Below are 16,451 nucleotides of genomic sequence, written 5' to 3' on the forward strand. Positions count from 1 at the left end.
TCACTTGCCGCGTGCGGCGAGCGCTTTGCGGACCTTGCCAACGAGCTCCTCGGTCTTGAAGGGCTTGGTGACGTAGTGCCGCGCGCCGGCGTTGATGCCGGCGATCACGTCGCGCGCCTGGGTCTTCGCGGTGAGCATCACGACCGGCACACGGCCGAGCACCGGGTCCGCCTTCAGCTTGGTCGCGAGCGTGAGCCCGTCCATGCGCGGCATCATCAGGTCCGTGACGATCACGTCGGGCACGAACCCGCCGGTGAGGCGTGTGTACGCGTCCTGTCCGTCGACCGCGGTCGTCACGTCGCCCACCGTGCCGAGGATCTTGCTCAGCATGCGCCGCAGATCGTCTTCGTCCTCGACGACGAAGATCTTCGGGCGGCCGGTGGTCGGAGGCGCGGACACCATCGGAGGGCAGCGAGGCTAGCATACGACCGGGTCGGGGTCCGGGTCGCGGCGGGCTACCGAGCGCAGCGGAGCGGGGTCGCGACGACGAGCGGGCGCGTGGTGGGGTCGTCCTGCTCGACGGCGACGACCAACGCGCCGGTGTCGGTGCGGAGGACCTCGGCGTCGCGCGCGTCGGCGGACATCGGGACGAGCGCGCGACGCGCGCCGTCGGGCGCGAACACGCCGACGTACCACTGGGTGTCATCGGCGACCGGGACGAGATAGCTGCCGCCGGTCCAGGTGACCTCGAAGCGATGGAGCGGGCGGGTGTCGCCGAGCTCGAGCTCGATACGCGCCGCGATCTCGCCTCCGGCGTCGACCTGCACGGCGTGCAGCGCGTCGGGGGGATCGGCGGGCGTCTCGCGCTCGCTCCACACGACCCAGAGCGCGCCGTCGCGCAGCACCGAGGACGCGTGTCCGAGCGCGCGAGCCGAGAGCTGCGTGGTCGCGATGCGTGCTCCGGCGCGGTCGAACTGGTCGATCCCGATCCCGTCGGTCTTGAAGCCGACGAGCACGAAGCTGCCGTCCTCGTGCAGCTGGCGCCGCGACGAACCGAGCAGCAGGCCGAGCGTCCTCCGGAGCGGGACGCGCTCGAGCACGCGGCCCGCACGATCGGCGCGCACGAGCTGGAAGGCATCGGGGACGACGCCGCGCCGCATCGCGAGCCAGGTGAGGGTCTCGCCGTCAGAGCGCAGGTCCCACACGACTTCGTCGGTGTCGAGCGCGACCGTGCGGGTGTAGCCGTCGGGGTCGACGATCGCGAGCGTGCTCGCCCTCGCCGCGTCGGTGTCCTCGTGGGCCAACGCGTGGAGCGCGCAGTCGCCCGCGGCGGTCGGCTCGATCGCCAACGACGACACGTTCACGCGCACGCTCGACACGGTGAGCGCGGGCCCGCGCGGCATGCCGTCGGAGTCGATCTCGAGGGCACGGACCTCGTTCGCGCCGTCCAGGACTCGGCGATACGCCACCGCCGCGCCGCCGCGGTGTGCGCCGAAGCCCACCTCGCTTCCGAGGTCGAGCACCACCGACTCACCGCGCTCCCAGGTCTCGCAAAGGTCGAGCGGCGCGGGCGGTGGTGGCGCCGCGCAGGGTGGGGGCGGCGGGATCTCGAGCGCGGTCTTGGCTCCACAACCGGTCGTCGCGAGCGCCACGAGGAGCACCGTCCAACAACGAGGCATGCCGCCAGATAGCGAATCCAGGCACGAGGCGCACGCCCGAGGCGAGGTGCCTCGCACTCGTCCGAGGGCATCGCGCGTGCTTCGGTCGTCGGGCGGAGGGCTCCTGCTTGGTCCTGCGCGCCGAGATCAGACCCGAGGTGCGGCTCGCCTGGCGCGGGCCGACGATGCTCGTGACCGACGTGCGCGGGGAGCTCGGGCGTGGGGTGACCAGCACCGGGCTGTGGTTCCGCGAGACCCGCTATCTCCGCACGATGCGGCTGCTCGTGAACGGGCGCGCGCCGCACCTCTGCGCGCTCGGGGGACAGGACGCGCGCACGCTCGATCTCGTCTACGTGCACCCCGAGCTCGAGCAGTTCGGCGGCGGCGGCTCGGGGCTCGCGCGCTCCGAGGAGTCGCTCGCGTCCGACGGACTGCCCCATCGCTCGATCGACGTGCGGGTCTCGCACGCGGTGCAGCTCGACGGGCTCGAGTCGCGCTACGTGGTCGCGAACCGATCGCGACGGGTCGCGCGCCTGGTGATCGACGTCGCGCTCGACTGCGACTGGGCCGACATCGGCGACACGATCGGCGATCGCGAGGCGCCGGTGCGCATCTGGGCGCGCGCGGTGTGCGACGGGTCGTCGCTCGAGCTCCGCTCGACGCATCCGCAGCTGCGCTACGTCACGCACGTCGAGGCACCGGGCGCGAGCGCGCACCAGAGCGGGGTGCGGTGGACGCTCGAGCTCGCGCCGCGCGACGAGGTCGTGCTCCCGCTGCGGGTGCGCGCGATCGACTTCGAGGACGCGCTCACCGGCGAGGGGATCGCGGCGCGCGAGGACGCGCTCGCGCGATGGCGCGCGTCGCACGTCGTCGTCGACACGACGGGGCACGGCGTGGAGCCGCTGGTGATCGCGGCCGCGCTCGAAGATCTCGCGTCGCTGCCGCTGCTCGAGGGGCGCCCGCGCGAGTGGCTCGCGCCGCAGGCCGGGCTGCCGATCTATCCCGCGCTCTTCGGTCGCGACGCGCTCACCACGGGATGGCAGGCGTCGTGTGTGGACGGCGGCGCGATGCTCGACGCCGCGCTCGCGCGCCTCGGACGGCTGCAGTGCACGCGCGACGATCCGCGCATCGACGCGCAGCCGGGTCGCATCCCGCAGCAGGTGCGGCGCGGTCCGCGCGCGCGCCTCGGCGACGGTGCGTTCGCGGTGAGCTACGCCGACGTCGCGAGCCCGCTCATGTACGTGATCTCGCTCGCGCAGCTCTTCGCGCTGCGCGGTGACGAGGCGCTGATCCGCCCGCACCTCGACACCGCGCGACGCATCCTCGACTGGGCGCACGAGCAGGCGCAGGGCGGCTTCCTCCACTACCACACCCGCTCGTCCGACGGGCCCGAGCACCAGGGCTGGAAGGACAGCGGCGGCGCGATGGTGCACGCCGACGGATCGTCGGCGCGCTCGCCGATCGCGGCGTGCGAGATCCAGGGCTACTGGTTCGCGGCGCAGGAGCTCCTCGCGCTCGTGCTGTGGATGCTCGGACGTCGCGGCGACGCGCGCGCGCTCTGGGACTCGGCGCGCGATCTGAAGCGGCGCTTCCATCGCGCGTTCTGGATGGAGGACGAGAGCTTCTACGGCCTCGGGATCGATCGTGAAGGGCGCCTCCTGCGCAGCGTCACGTCGAACGTCGGGCACTGCATCGCGTCGGGCATCGTCGCGCAGCCGGTGATCGAGCGCGTGGTCGAGCGGATGTTCGCGCCCGATCTCTGGAGCGGCTGGGGCTTCCGCACGCTCTCGTCGGCGCACCCTGCGTACGAGCCGCTCTCGTACCACTGCGGCTCGGTGTGGAGCGTGGAGAGCACGACGATCGCGCTCGGGCTTCGTCGCTTCGGGCTCGATCGGCGCGCGCTGCAGCTCGCGGACGCGACGCTCGCGCTCGCGTCGCTGTACCCGGGGTTCCGGGTGCCCGAGTGCGTCGGTGGCTACGCGAAGGACGAGATGCCGCACCCCGGCGCGTATCCGCGCGCCGATCTGATCCAGGCGTGGAACGTGAGCGCGATCCCCGGCTTGCTCCACGCGATGATGGGGTTCTTCAACGTCGCGCCGCTCGATCTGCTCACGATCGATCCGATCCTGCCGACGTGCCTCGATCGCGTCCGGGTGAAGGGGCTGCGGGTGGGGCGCGGGGTGATCGATCTCGACGTGTGGCGCGATCGCGACGGGCGCTCGCACTTCGACGTGACGCGACGCGAAGGGACGCTGCACGTCGTGCGACAGCCGCCGCCCGAGTCGATCTCGGTCGGCATCGCGGGGCGGGTGCGCGCGCTGGTGGAGGGACTGCTCCCGTCGTGAGCGAGAGGAGGAGACGATGACGAGGCGATGGATGTGGCCGGTGATCGCGATCACTGGGATCGCGGGGGCGTTGTGGCCGGTGGCGACGCGGTGGTGGGCGAGGCGACGCGAGCGGCTCGAGCTCGATCGGAGGATCGCGAACGCGCTGGGCGACGGACCGACCGAGCGCGAGGCGTTCACCGACGCGCTGAGGACGCTCGAGAGCGAGCGCTAGACGAGACGTCAGCCGACGAGGCCGGGGATGGGGCCGCGCGTGCCCCCGGTCGAGTCGCCGAAGTGCTCGTCGGTCTGGCCGAACGCGCGCAGGATCGACGTGAAGAGGTTCGCCTGCGTGTATTGCGAGGCGCCCCAGAGCTGCTCGGGATCCGCGTAGGTGATGCAGCGACCGAGCTGCGTCTCCGCGCCGAGCGAGCCGGCGAGGGTGAACGTCGTCGAGAGGCCGTTGTGCCCGGCGCCGTAGCCGAAGTCGCTGCTCCAGAGCACGCACGTGCTGTCGAGCAGCGTGCCGCCGTCCTCTTCGATCTCCTGCAGGCGCTGGAGGAAATACGCCATGTGCGTCGCGTAGTAGCGATAGCCGTCGTGGAGGCCGGTGATGCCGCGCCTCGACTCACCCGAGTGCACCATCTCGTGCCAGTTCGAGTAGGAGCCGATGAACGGCGCGAAGAGCGCGGGGTCGTGATCCTCGGTCCACTCGATCGTCGCGACCGGCGTCACGTCGCACGCGAACGCGAGCGCGACGACCTCGGCGACGTTGCGCGCGGTCACGTCCCAGTCGCGCGTCGGCACGTAGCCCGAGGGCTGCTCGAGCACCGGCCGCGCGCAGGTGCGCCCCGACGCGAGGCGGGTCTCGAGGTCGTCGAGGCGCGCCGCGTGGCGATCGAGGCGATCGCGATCCTCGGTGCCGAGGCCGCGCCGGAACGTCCCGAACGACTCGCGGACCGCGTCGAGCGCGCGTCGGCGACGCAGGCGCAGGCGCTCGAGCTCGGCCGACGCGCCGTCGTCGCCCGCGAAGAACGTGTCGAGCATCGCGCGGGGATCGCCGATCGAGTCGACCGGGTCTCCGGCGGCGGCGAGGAAGCGCCCGCTGCGCGCCGAGGATCCGATCGCGAGCCGCAGCGGGCCCAGCTGCCCCTCGGTGCGCAGGCGCTGGTGCACCACGGTGTCGATCGAGGGCCCGCCGGAGTTCGGCGTCGCGCACAGGATCGACCGGATCGCGGACTGGTGGCCGTCGCCCTCGGTGCGGTCCTTCGCGCGGTTGTCGATGCCGCGCATGAACACGAAGCGGTCGCGCAGATCGGCGAGCGGCTCGAGGATGCGGCCGAGGCGGAAGTCGGTCTGGCTGCTGCCGGGGATCGCCCACTGATCCCACTGCGTGCCCTGGCCCTGGTGCCAGACCACGAAGCGTCGAGGCGTGCGCGGCGCCGCGCGCGCGCGACCGTGGATGGCCTCGAGGAAGGGCAGCGCGAGCACCACGCCGCCGGCGCCCGCGAGGAACGCGCGGCGTCCTGCGACGAACGCGCCGGTGCGATGGCGATCGGCTCGTCCGCGGAGATCGTTCGTCATGTCGGTCACTCCGGAAGGGTCCGCGAGAGGAAGGGGTCGCTCGTCGCGATCGCGACGAGCAGCTCGCGCAGATCGCCGTCGCTCGCGGCGAAGCGCTCGGTGACGCGCTCGAGCACGCACTCGTCGCCGCCCGCGGCGACGCGTGCCTGTGCGTACTGGTAGACCTGACGCGCGACGCAGTCGCGCACGGCGTCGCTCTGCGAGAGACGCTCCGCGAGCTCGGCGCCGCCGACGAACGCACCGTCCGCGCCGTCGCCCGCGCCGAGCAGCACGCCGCTGGTGTCGATCGGCAGCCCGCTCGGCTCGGTGGTGCGGAAGCCGCCGATCGCGTCGAAGCCCTCGAGCCCGAACCCGATGGGATCGATGCGGTCGTGACACCCGGCGCACGCGGGATCGGCGCGGTGCTCCTCGAAGCGCTCGCGCGTGGTGCGGGTGGGATCGGGCGCCGGCGAGGTGACCATGAGGCCGGGCGGGAGCTCCATCGGCAGGCACAGCACGTTGCGCAGGATCGTCGCGCCGCGGACCACCGGCGCGGGCTCGGTGGCGCCGGAGTGCGACGCGAGGAAGCCCGCCTGCGTGAGCACGCCGCGGCGCTCGCTGGGATCGAGCTCGAGCACGCCCCAGCCGCCGTTGGCGGGCGCGGCCACGCCGTAGAGCTTCGCGAGCCCGGCATCGCCGACCGTGAAGCTCGCGGAGAGCAGCGTCTCGAGGCGCGCGTCGCGGCGCAGCACGACCTCCTCGGTGAAGCGCGCGGCCTCGGCGGCGATCGACGCCGAGACGCTGCGCCAGTCGGGGAACTCGTCGTCGCTCTTGGCGGCGCGCTCGAGGCGCTGCAGCTCGAGCCAGTCCTCGACGAAGCGGCCGAGCACCGACGCGACGCGCGGGTCCGCGACCATGCGGCGCGCCTGGGCCTCGAGCGTCGCGGGCTCGTGCAGCGTGCCCTCGTCGGCGAGCCGGGTCAGCTCGGCGTCGGGCGGTGCGTCCCACAGGAAGAACGAGAGGCGCTGCGCGATCTCGTGATCGCCGAGCGCGACGACGGTGCCCGGCGCGGTCGCGTCGCTCGCGCCGCGCTCGGAGACGTAGAGGAACGCCGGCGCCTGCAGCACGGCTTCGATCACTGCGGCGACACCCTCGCGCGGCGAGTATCCGTCCCCGCGCAGATCGCCGTAGAGCGCGAGCATCGTCGCGCGCTCGTCCGCGGTGGGCGTGCGTCGCTGCGCGCGCGTGAGGAACGACTCGACGAAGCCCGCGGCGCACGCGTCGTCGGGCGCATCACCGGGCGTGCAGCCGAGCAGCGCCGAGAGATCGGCGGTCGCGGACTCGGCGATCTCGAGCGCGAGATCCGCGACGACGGCGGCGATCTCGGGGCTCGGCGTGCCCAGCGCGCCGTAGGTGCGGTAGCCCCGCACGACGAGCGGATCGGGGTAGCCGTCGGGCACCTCGACGCGGCCGTCGAAGAGCGCGTCCACGGTCGCGCGCCACTGGGCCTCGGTGAGGCGGCGCATCGGCGCGGCGATCACCGGCGTGCGTGGGTTGCACGTCCCGGAGAGCGGCGGAGGTCCGTCCGATGGTGCGCCGCCACCGCCGCCGGATCCATCACCGGGGCCAGCTGCCGAGCTGCCGAGCACACCGGTGCAGGCCGAGAGTCCGAGCACGGACGCGGCGACTGCCGCGACGGCTCCGAGATGCATTCGGAGTCCCATGAGCGGTTGGTACCGTCAGGGGACTTAACGGCTCACGACGCGAGCAGATCGGGAGGCTCGAGTCCGACCACGTGCGAGACGAGGAGACCAGTGCTCCGATGGGCGCGATCACGCGCGGATCGACTCCTCGAAGACGTCGAGCAACTGCTCGAGCTCTTCGAAGCTCACGTTCAGCGGCGGCGCGACGTACACGGTGTCACCGAGCGGGCGCAGGTACGCGCCGCGGCGCAGCGCTTCTTCGTACACGCGGTGACCCATCGCGCCGGAGTAGCCACCTTCGCCGAGATCGGCCGCGCCGATCATCCCGAGCGCGCGCACCCGACGCACGCCGGGGATCTCCGCGATGCGCGCGAAGCGTCGCTCGATGATCGCGGCGCGCGGCGCGACGCCCTCGACGATTTTTTCATCGCGATAAATGGCGAGGACCTCACGCGCGATCGCTGCGCCCAGCGGGTGCCCGCAGAACGTGTGGCCGTGCATCAGCGCGCGCGACGGGCCGCCGCGGAATCCGTCGTACACACGATCGGTCGCCATCGTCGCGGCCATCGGGAGGATGCCCGCGGTGAAGCCCTTCGCGATGCACATCAGGTCCGGCGTGATGCCCGCGCGCTGACACGCGAACATGTGCCCGGTGCGGCCGTACCCGGTGAACACCTCGTCGGCGATCAGGAACGTGTCGATCTCGCGGGTGATCGCGCGCAGGCGCTGCAGCACCTCGGGCGGGTGCATGCGCATGCCGGCCGCGCCCTGGATCAGCGGCTCGACCACCACGCCCGCGATCTCGTCGGGGCGCGCCCGCAGCTCGCGCTCGACGTGATCGATCACCGCGTCCCAGCCCTGATCGGGCGGCGGCGGGCGCACGATCTCGAAGAGCAGCGGGCCGAACACGCCGCTGAACTCCTCGAGCGCCGCGAGGCTCGCCGCACCGATCGTGTCGCCGTGGTACGCGCCCGCGAGCGCGACGAAACGATGGCGCTTCGCGCGGCCGTTCTGCTGCCAGTGCTGGAACGCGATCTTGATCGCGACCTCGACCGAGGTGCTGCCGTCGTCGCTGAAGTGCGTGCGCGTCAGGCCCGCGGGCGCGACCTCGGTGAGCTCCTTCGCGAGCAGCGCGATCGGCGCGTGGGTGATCCCGCCCGCCGCGACGTGGATCAGCTGCTCCGCCTGCTCGCGCAGCACGCGCCGCAGGCGCGGCGGGTCGTGGCCGAGCGTGCAGGTCCACCACGACGAGACCCCGTCGAGGTAGCGGCGCTCGTCGGCGTCGACGATCCACGCGCCCTCGCCGCGCACGATCACGAGCGGCTCCTGCTGCTCGTGCTTCTCGCTCGACGTGTACGGGGGCCAGACGTGACGGCGCTCGAGCGCGATCACGTCCTCGCGGGACAGGCCGGAAGGGAGTCGCACGCCCGCGTCGTAGCGCGCGGATCGGGCGCCGGACATATCCTGACAATCACCTGACACACGTGCGCGGCATCGTCCGGGTCGAAGGAGAACGACCCATGATCAAGCTCTTCCACGCCCCCTACTCGCGCTCGTCCGCCATCGTCTGGCTCCTCGAGGAGCTCGGCGTCCCCTATCAGCTCGAGATCGTGCCCATCCGCGCCCAGGGCGGCGCGCCCGAGGGCTATCGCGAGATCCAGGCGCACAAGAAGGTGCCCGCGGTCGTGCTGAACGGCGTCACGATCACCGAGCGCGCCGCGATCGCGCTGCACCTCGCGGAGAGCTTTCCCGAGACCGGGCTCGCGCCCCGCTTCGGCGATCCGCGCCGCGCCGCGTTCCTGAGCTGGCTCGTCTACTCCGACGCGGTGCTCGACCCCGCGATCGCCGCTCGGCTCTCGGACTGGTCGTACCTGCCGCTCGGCATCTCGTTCGGCACGCTCGACGACGCGGTACGACACCTCGATCGCGCGCTCTCCGCGTCGCCGTACCTCGTGGGCGATCGCTTCACCGCGGCCGACGTGCAGATCGGCGCGATGCTGCACTACGCGGTGAGCATCGGGGAGGCGATCACGCCGACGCCCGCGATGCGCGCGTACCTCGATCGCGTGCGCGCGCGGCCCGCGTTCCAGAAGCGCGAGGCGATCGATCGCGAGCACGCCGCGACGTGATTCGCAAGAAACGAATCGGCTCGCCGCTCCGGTCCCTTCCGTCCGCGCGCGCCGCGCGCTTCCGTCCGGGCCCTCCGGGACGAGCACTCAGGCAATCAGTCGCCGAAGCGCACGACGTACGAGTACACCGCGCGGCCGCGCTGGCCGCGCACCACCATCTCGACCGCGGCGCGCTCCACGCACTGGCGCATCGCGGTGTCGAAGCCGCCCGCGCCGCCCTCGATCTGCGCGCTGCCGACGCGCCCGCCATCGCTCGCGGTGAAGGTCAGCGTGACCTCGGCGCTGCGATGCGCGGCGCGATCGAGGTACTGGTCGTAACAGACCGCGAGGCGCGATCCGATCGTGCGCATCGCCGCGCGCACGTTCTCGTCGGGCGCCTGGCCCGATCCGTCGACGCGCTCGCCGCGCATGACGCGCACCGACGGCGCGAGCTGGGTGCCGCTCTCGATCTCGTGCACCGTGCCGCGATCGGTCGCGAGCGAGTCGTGCGCGGGGTCGGCGGTGGTCTCGGTGACGGTGCCGTCGACGTGGACCGGGATCGGATGGCGCTCGATGCAGTGCCGCACCTGCTGTGCGTGGGCCCGGATGCGATCGACGACCGCGGTGATCGACGCGACCGCGTCGCGCCGCACGTCGTCGGCCACGCCGGGCGCGCGCGAGCGGGTCTCGGCCTGCTCGAGGAGGTGCATCAGGCGCTGCACCTGCTCGTCGTGCTCGCGCAGGCACTGCGCGACGGTGCGCGCGTTCGCCGCAGGGTCCTGCGCGTGGGCGGTGGTCGCGAGCGACGACAACGAGAGCGCGAGACCGAGAAGGAAGGCGGTGCGCATGAGTCCTCAGACGCCGGAGGCGTGTGCCGCCATTCAAGCATGCAGCGTCGCGGTTCGATCCGAGGGCCCGTCGGAACGGACGGGAACACCGTGTGCGGATCGAATGAACGGACGCTCGGGGGCTACATTGGTGGTGATGCAGCGACGAATCATCCCCATCGTGGTGATCTCTCTCGCGATCTTCGCCCCCATCGGCGCGGCTCACGCCCAAGGGACCGCCGCGTCGCCCGGTCCGGCGACGGGCATCCCACGCACCGCGTCGGGCGCCGCGGTCGGGTACGAGATGAGCGGTGCATCGATCCCGCAGTCGCAGCTGGACGAGCTGCCCGATCGCGTGACCGAGGCGCTCGCGTCGTGCGCGAGCGAGGCGGCGCCGCTGATCGGACGCCCGGTGAACGCGGTGCTCACGGTGTCGCCGCCGGGACGGGTGACCGAGGTCCGCTTCGACGGCGACCCGCGTCCCGACGAGCAGAACGCACGCGCGTGCGTGCAGCGCGCGCTGAGCGGGCTGCGCTTCGCGTCGCGAGCGCGCCCCACGACGCTCACGCTCGAGCTCGCGTTCCGCGAGCAGCGCGGAGGCGGCCGGAGCGGCGGTGGCGCGGCGGCGGCCGATCCTCGCACCGCGGCCTATCGCGAGTCGGTGGTGCGCGCGATCGAGTCGCACCAGCCCGCGGTGCACGCGTGCTTCGAGCGCTCGCGTCGTGCGTTCGAGTCCCCGGAGCGACAGCTGCGCGTCGAGCTGACGATCCAGGCCGACGGACGGGTGCGCGGCGCGGTGCCGGCGGGCGATCTCTTTCCGCAGCTCACGGAGTGCCTGAACCGCGAGATCGGCCGGTGGACGGTGCCGCGCCCGCCGACCGCGCCGTTCCCGATGGATCACCGCTTCGACGGGAACGTCGCGGCTTACGGCGAGTGACGCGCGCTCGACGACCGGCGAGAAATCGGCTCGCCCGCCGGTCCCGACCGTCCGGGACCGTCGGGACGAGCACTCCCGCAAGGGCTGTCGAAAGATCGGCTCGCCCGCCGGTCCCTCCCGTCCGCGCGCTTCGCGCGCTCCCGTCCGGGACCTGCGGGACGAGCACTCCCGCAAGCGTTCACTCGATCGTGCAGATCGCGCTCGGCCGCTTGATGCGCAGCGCGAGGCACTCGTAGACGCGGAACGGATAGTCCTGATCGCGCTCGCCGAGGTACGCGATGGTCAGGTCCTCGGTGACCGCGATGTCGAAGTTCTGATCGCCCGTCGAGAGGAGCACCGCCTTGCCCTGCGGGATCGTCGGCGTCGTGTACACGCCGTCGTCGCAGAGGCGCAGGATCGAGTCGATCTCGGGCGCGAACTGGCCCTCGAGCTGCTGCACGAGGCGCGCGTAGTCCTGGGCCGAGACCGCGAGCGCGAACGGACGGTGGTGGTTGCTCTCGAGCAGCACCTCCGTCGCGCGCACCACGTCGCGGTACGCGTTGCCGTACTTGGTCCAGTCGCTGCGCGCGACCGTCTTGCGACCGCGCGCGTTGAGCAGGCCCTCGATCCCGAGCCGCGGATCGCCGTTGAAGATCAGCGTGTCCTCGCGATCCGCGACCGCGTGCGCCGCGCGGATGGCGCGCGACGCGTCGAGCGGGGCGCCGAGCTTCTTGCTGAACGAGACGTCGCGCCAGTGCAGGACGAAGTCCTTGTAGAGGATCGGCACGCGGAGGATGACCTCGTTCGCGCCGTGGATCGGCTTGGGATCGGTCCGGCTCAGGAACTCGATCTCCGCGTCCTCGTCGGGACCGTATTGCTCGACCGAGACCGACTCGAGGCCGGCGCCGAGTGGACCGTAGATGCCGAGGAGGCGGCGGCCGACCAATGTGCGGCGCGCTTCACGCACGACCTCTTGCTGGAGGAACTCCCACTGCTCGTCGGTGAGCGGGCTCTGGTTCATGGCGCGAGAGTAGACGAACGCGCGCGCCGCTGCAGCGCCGTCAGCGTCGTCCGCGGGGGCCGGGCGCGCCGTCACCGCACTCCGCGGCCATGCCGAGCGCGCGCATGCCGCCTTCGTCCTCGAGCCGGGCCATTCGCTCGGGGCCGAGCGCGGTCTCGACCTCTTCGCGCATCGGGCGCGTCGCCTCGCGCAGCGCGCGCCGTCCACCGCGCACGCCCGCGTCGCCCTCACCGCCGCCTCCGGCGCGCCGGTCCTGCCACGCTTGCCGGTACACGTCGCGGATCGCGCAGAGCGTCGGCGTGACCTCGTTCATCGTCGCGTCGTCGATCCCGATCGCGCGCAATCGCTCGCGCAGCTCCGCACGGCGTGCCGCCCACTCGGCCTCGCGCCGCGCGCGCTCCTGCTCGACGCGCTCGGTGAGGCGACGCTCGACCTCGGCGTCGATCGCGCGCGAGACCTCGGGCGACTCGAGCACGACGCGCGCAGGCTCGGGCAGCGTCGCAGGATCGATCGCCGGGCCCTCGGTGCGCGCAGGGCGCAGCGCGAGCGCGGCCTCGGCCGAGGCGAGGCGATCCTCGCAGGCCTGCAGCGCGGACGGATCGGACTCGAGCGCGAGCGCGTCGTCCTCTTCGGGCTCCTCGCGATCGCGATCGATCGCCGGGGGAGGCGTGCTCGAGGAGCCGACCGCGTAGCCCGCGACCCCGGCGAGCAGCGCGGCGACGATCGTGATCGCGATGGTGCGCGCCACGTTACTTGCGCAGCGAGCCCACGGTCCCGCGCCCGTTGCTCCCGACCGCGCCGCGCTCGACCCGCAGCGAGCCCACCGTCGAGCCCGGGCGCGCGCTCGCGGCCGAGGCTGCCTCGACGCTCGAGTGCCCCGCCTTCACGCGCGAGAGCGCGGTCTGGAGGCGCGTGTCCTCTTCTTCGAGGAGGTGCTCGACCAGCGTCTCGAGCGTCGCGGCCGCCATGCCCGAGTCGGCCAGCAGCGTGCGGAGGAGCTGCTGGTGCTCGGGCTTGAGGGACGAGAGGTTCTGGATCGCGACCCGCGTCGCGGGGCCGTGCGCGCGCTCTTCGCTCGCCATGCGGCGCATCGTGGGATGTGCCGTCGAAGCCCGTCAAGCGCTCGTCGCGTGAGGTGAGCGGACGCGGCGCGCGTGTCACGCTCGCCGCGTGCGATGGAAGGACGTCGAGGGCGGAGGTCTCGCGATCGAGGTGGACGCGCCTCGCGTGCCCACGCTCTTCCTCGAGTCGTTCCCAGGCTGGCGCATCCGCTTGATGCGACGAGGTACGCCGGTGTTGTGGGCGCGCATGAAGGGCGCAGCCGAAGGCGTGTGGATCGCGCGTGCCGAGGGCGCCGCGAGCCCGGGCGTGCTGCCGCCGATCACCGCGCGCGAGGCACGCGCGACGACGCGCATCGAGGACTGGATGCGCTTCGTCGCGCGCGGGCTCGACGAGAGCGCGGCGTCGCCGCTCCGCGTTGGGCCCTGGCAGCTCACCGAGCTGCGTTCCGTCGGTCGCGACGCGCTCGAACCGATCGACGTCCATCGTCGACCCTCGAGGGCGCTCGACGTCCGCGCCGTCTTCGACGTCGCGCCGGTGCACTACCTGCGCTGGGGTCTGAACGGTGCACGCACGATCGTCCCGCTCCGCACGGGCTCCGCGATCGATGCGTCGCGCGTGAAGGCGTGGCGCAAGCACGTGCGCGACGGAACGCTGCCGCCGATCGTGCTCTGGTGGGTGTCGATGCTCGACGCGTACGTCCTGCTGGACGGGCACGATCGATTGCGCGCGGCGCTCGCGGAAGACGTGCTGCCACGCGCGATCGCGCTGTGGGAGCCGCGCGGGCGAGCGCGCTGGCGCATGCCGGAGGAAGACGCGGTCCGCGGCTACGAGCGCGCGTTCCGCGCCGAGCACCGGCTTTCGGAGAACTCCCGGCGGACGATGACGGCCTTCCTCCTGCGGCACTTCGCGCCCGATCAGGACGTCGCGACCACCGCGCGCGGCCGTCCGAGCCCGGAAGAGTGGAGTGCGTCGTCGCCTATCCGTTCATGCGGATGAGCGGATAGCCACGCTCGACTTCACTCCTCGATCGCGCGGCGCACGCGCTCGGCGTGCGGGCTCTCGGGGTGCGCCGACAGGAAGCGCTCGCCGCGGCGGGTTGCTTCGGTGTCGCGATCGAGGGCTGCGAGCGCGAGCACGCTGAGCGCCTCGCGCTCCTCGGCGAAGAGGCTGCGCGCGCCGTGCTCACGCCGGCCGCGCTCGAGGATCGCGAGCGCATGCGCCGGGTCGCTCGCCAGCGAGCGGCGCGCTTCGGCGAGCTCGCGCATCTCGGCCGCGAGCGCGTCCTCGTCGCTCGGCGCCGCGGCCGCGCGACGCGTCGTGCTCGGACGCGCTCCGGGCACCGGCTCCACCTCGACCTCGGGCACCGGCACGACCTCGGGCTCGGGCAGCACCTCGGGTGCGGCCTCGGGCTCGGGCGCGGTCTCGGTCCGGGTCTCGACGGTGGTCGCGCTCGCGGTCTCGGCCGCGGTCTCGTCGGGCGCCCTCGCGGTGTCCCCCCCGCTCGTGGCCCAGATCACCGCGCCGCCGATCACCGCGAGCGCGACCACCACTGCGGCGACGCCGGCGGCCCCCGCCGCGCCGGCACCACCGCCACCCGTTCCCGCCGCGCTCCCGCCGCTCTGGATCGACTGCTCGAGCCTCGCGAGCCCCCCACTCGCGTCGAACGGCGGAACGATCGCGGCCGACCGGCGCAGCGCATCGCGCAGCTCCGGCGGCGTGCCGAGGTCTTCCATGAGGCGCGGCGGATCCTGCAGCTCGCGATCGGTCACGGCGTACCCCCTCCCCACGCGTCGGTGAACTTCTTCCGGGCGTGATGCAGCCGTGAGTACACGGTGCCCACGGGGATCCCGAGCGCCCCAGCGATCGCGCTGCAAGGCTCGCCCTCGAGCTCGAAGAGCACGAACACGGCCCGGTGCTCCTCGTCGAGGCCCTCGAGACAGCGCTGGACGCGAGCCAGCGCACGTCGGGCCGAGACCTGATCGTCCGCGGCCGCGCGATCCGAGATCATTGCGTCGAGCTCGTCGCCCGCCATCTTCTCGGGCTTGCGGCGCTTGGTCCGACGATGGGTCGAGAGCACGCGCAGCGCGATCTCCGCGAGCCAGGTCGTGGGGCGCGCCGGACCGGCGACGTACCCGCCGCGGCGGTGCGCCACCAAGAAGACCTCTTGCGTGAGATCGTCGACGTCCACGTTGCTCGCACCCATGCGCGTGAGGAATCCCGCCACGAAACCAGCATGGGCACGGAACAGCTCCGCGGCTCCGGTGCGCTCCGGCTCCGTGCTGTCCGTGCTCGCAATGGCTGCATGACCGGGGGTCGCGGGGGCCTTCATTCGATCACCAACGCTGTGCCGATCACGATGGCGAGCCCGGCCGTCGAGAGCGAGCGCGATGCGATCACACCGCCGGTTCCGTCGCCGACGTCGAGCCTGGGCTGCACGAACGAGAACACTCCCTCGGCGCCGATGGTGAGCGCAAGCGGGTCGAGGGGGAGCCAGCGCAGCTCGGCGCGCACGATGGCACCAGCCCAGGGTAGGGCGGGGGCGTAGACGACCGGGAGATCGTGTCCGCTCGTGAGGAGCGCGCCCCCGAGCACGCCCGCGCACCCGCCGAGGAGGACGTGGGGGAGGACGCTGCGATCGAGGCACGCGTCGATGCGGCCGGTGAGGAGCGAGACATCGGCGGCGCCGGGGACGACCGAGGCACCGACGAGCGCCGTCGCGAGCACTCCGGCGCGGAGGCGCACGCCTTGTCCGGCGATCCACGAGACCGCGAGGACGCCGCCGAGCGCGGGATCGGGGAGGAGCTCGAGCGCGAGCCACGCCTCGGCCTCGATCGAGAAGGCGGGACGCTCACCGGCAGGCGGAGGCGGAGGCGGAGCCGGCGGTGGGGGCTCGACGGGCGGTGGCTCGACGGGCGGGGGCGGTGTGGGCTCGGGCGGTGGGATGCCGATCGACTCGAGGATCGCGGCGTCGAGCGCGAGCGCGATCGCGAGGGCGACCGCGGCGCGACGGTCGGGGCACTCGGCGGGCAGGCGATCGAAGCGTCGGGTCGCGACCTCGTCGCCGCCGTGGGTGATGACGAACGAGGTGGTGCAGGCGTCGGTGCGCACCGAGACGCCGAGCGCATCGGCGATGTGATCGCGCTCGAGCCAGGCGCCGACCTGCGCGGCGAGGCGCGGCGCTTCGAGGCAGGGATCGGTGCCGTCGACGGTGATCGCGTCGGTGATCGGGCGCTCCTGGGCGTGGGCCGGCGCGGGCGCGAGGAAGCACGCGGCGGTGGCGGTCAGGAGCGCGAGGCGCAGCACGCGCGAAGGATGCCCCATCGGGGTGG

At 72.9% G+C, this 16,451-nt stretch carries 17 protein-coding genes; 5 read left to right on the forward strand and 12 right to left on the reverse strand.

Translation table 11 applies throughout. The features are described from left to right. Together I5071_RS40475 and I5071_RS40480 are read right to left on the reverse strand one after the other, a co-directional pair. Nucleotides 1–402 carry a response regulator gene (locus tag I5071_RS40475; RefSeq protein WP_236518741.1) on the reverse strand — a complete coding sequence of 134 codons (402 nt, stop codon included), beginning with the start codon at nt 400–402 and terminating at the stop codon, nt 1–3. 53 nt (nt 403–455) lie between these two features. Further along, complete coding sequence (locus tag I5071_RS40480; RefSeq protein ID WP_236518742.1) at nt 456–1,619, reverse strand: hypothetical protein; 1,164 nt, start codon at nt 1,617–1,619, stop codon at nt 456–458. A 137-nt stretch (nt 1,620–1,756) separates the two neighbouring features. Here I5071_RS40480 and I5071_RS40485 point away from each other — a divergent pair, with 137 nt between their 5' ends. Next, the gene (locus tag I5071_RS40485) at nt 1,757–3,943 is read left to right on the forward strand and encodes a glycogen debranching N-terminal domain-containing protein (RefSeq protein WP_236518743.1); all 2,187 of its coding nucleotides are present in this window, start codon (nt 1,757–1,759) and stop codon (nt 3,941–3,943) included. A gap of 16 nt (nt 3,944–3,959) precedes the next feature. Next, entirely contained in the window at nt 3,960–4,157 is a 198-nt protein-coding gene (locus tag I5071_RS40490; RefSeq protein ID WP_236518744.1) for a hypothetical protein, read from the forward strand. An 8-nt stretch (nt 4,158–4,165) separates the two neighbouring features. Here I5071_RS40490 and I5071_RS40495 read toward each other — a convergent pair whose 3' ends face one another. The 3 genes from I5071_RS40495 to bioA form a co-directional block, all read right to left on the reverse strand. Continuing rightward, nucleotides 4,166–5,506 (reverse strand): DUF1552 domain-containing protein, encoded by a 1,341-nt coding sequence (locus I5071_RS40495; RefSeq protein ID WP_236518745.1) that lies wholly within the window; start codon nt 5,504–5,506, stop codon nt 4,166–4,168. Between the two features lie 5 nt (nt 5,507–5,511). Beyond that, a complete protein-coding gene (locus I5071_RS40500; RefSeq protein ID WP_236518746.1) occupies nt 5,512–7,197 on the reverse strand; it encodes a DUF1592 domain-containing protein in 1,686 nt (561 codons plus the stop codon). Nucleotides 7,198–7,317: 120 nt separating this feature from the next. Beyond that, nucleotides 7,318–8,613, reverse strand: coding sequence for an adenosylmethionine--8-amino-7-oxononanoate transaminase (gene bioA / locus I5071_RS40505; protein ID WP_236518747.1), 1,296 nt, complete (start codon nt 8,611–8,613; stop codon nt 7,318–7,320). Between the two features lie 95 nt (nt 8,614–8,708). Between bioA and I5071_RS40510 the strand changes: the two genes are divergently transcribed. Further along, a complete protein-coding gene (locus I5071_RS40510) occupies nt 8,709–9,317 on the forward strand; it encodes a glutathione S-transferase family protein (protein ID WP_236518748.1) in 609 nt (202 codons plus the stop codon). 95 nt (nt 9,318–9,412) lie between these two features. Here I5071_RS40510 and I5071_RS40515 read toward each other — a convergent pair whose 3' ends face one another. Continuing rightward, the gene (locus I5071_RS40515; RefSeq protein ID WP_236518749.1) at nt 9,413–10,144 is read right to left on the reverse strand and encodes a hypothetical protein; all 732 of its coding nucleotides are present in this window, start codon (nt 10,142–10,144) and stop codon (nt 9,413–9,415) included. Nucleotides 10,145–10,280: 136 nt separating this feature from the next. Between I5071_RS40515 and I5071_RS40520 the strand changes: the two genes are divergently transcribed. Then, on the forward strand, nt 10,281–11,060 hold the full coding sequence (locus tag I5071_RS40520; protein ID WP_236518750.1) for a hypothetical protein: 780 nt from the start codon (nt 10,281–10,283) through the stop codon (nt 11,058–11,060). 178 nt (nt 11,061–11,238) lie between these two features. Here I5071_RS40520 and I5071_RS40525 read toward each other — a convergent pair whose 3' ends face one another. The 3 genes from I5071_RS40525 to I5071_RS40535 are packed head-to-tail and all read right to left on the reverse strand — an operon-like array spanning nt 11,239 to nt 13,142. Then, a complete protein-coding gene (locus I5071_RS40525; protein WP_236518751.1) occupies nt 11,239–12,060 on the reverse strand; it encodes a family 1 encapsulin nanocompartment shell protein in 822 nt (273 codons plus the stop codon). Nucleotides 12,061–12,100: 40 nt separating this feature from the next. Then, the gene (locus I5071_RS40530; protein WP_236518752.1) at nt 12,101–12,808 is read right to left on the reverse strand and encodes a hypothetical protein; all 708 of its coding nucleotides are present in this window, start codon (nt 12,806–12,808) and stop codon (nt 12,101–12,103) included. A gap of 1 nt (nt 12,809) precedes the next feature. Continuing rightward, nucleotides 12,810–13,142 carry a hypothetical protein gene (locus I5071_RS40535; protein ID WP_236518753.1) on the reverse strand — a complete coding sequence of 111 codons (333 nt, stop codon included), beginning with the start codon at nt 13,140–13,142 and terminating at the stop codon, nt 12,810–12,812. A gap of 88 nt (nt 13,143–13,230) precedes the next feature. Here I5071_RS40535 and I5071_RS40540 point away from each other — a divergent pair, with 88 nt between their 5' ends. Next, on the forward strand, nt 13,231–14,118 hold the full coding sequence (locus I5071_RS40540; protein WP_236518754.1) for a hypothetical protein: 888 nt from the start codon (nt 13,231–13,233) through the stop codon (nt 14,116–14,118). A gap of 20 nt (nt 14,119–14,138) precedes the next feature. On the opposite strand, the gene I5071_RS40545 is transcribed toward I5071_RS40540, so the two are convergent. From I5071_RS40545 to I5071_RS40555, 3 genes are read right to left on the reverse strand one after another with little or no spacing between them, the layout of a single operon-like run. Next, entirely contained in the window at nt 14,139–14,891 is a 753-nt protein-coding gene (locus I5071_RS40545) for a hypothetical protein (RefSeq protein WP_236518755.1), read from the reverse strand. Continuing rightward, nucleotides 14,888–15,451: an RNA polymerase sigma factor gene (locus I5071_RS40550; protein ID WP_268921191.1), complete on the reverse strand. Its 564-nt coding sequence runs from the start codon at nt 15,449–15,451 to the stop codon at nt 14,888–14,890. The genes I5071_RS40545 and I5071_RS40550 overlap by 4 nt, the downstream gene beginning before the upstream one ends. Continuing rightward, nucleotides 15,448–16,443 (reverse strand): hypothetical protein, encoded by a 996-nt coding sequence (locus tag I5071_RS40555; protein ID WP_236518757.1) that lies wholly within the window; start codon nt 16,441–16,443, stop codon nt 15,448–15,450. The genes I5071_RS40550 and I5071_RS40555 overlap by 4 nt, the downstream gene beginning before the upstream one ends. Nucleotides 16,444–16,451 lie beyond the last annotated feature (8 nt).

The sequence above is a fragment of the Sandaracinus amylolyticus genome (assembly GCF_021631985.1).
In the GTDB taxonomy this organism is placed as follows: domain Bacteria; phylum Myxococcota_A; class Polyangia; order Polyangiales; family Sandaracinaceae; genus Sandaracinus; species Sandaracinus amylolyticus_A.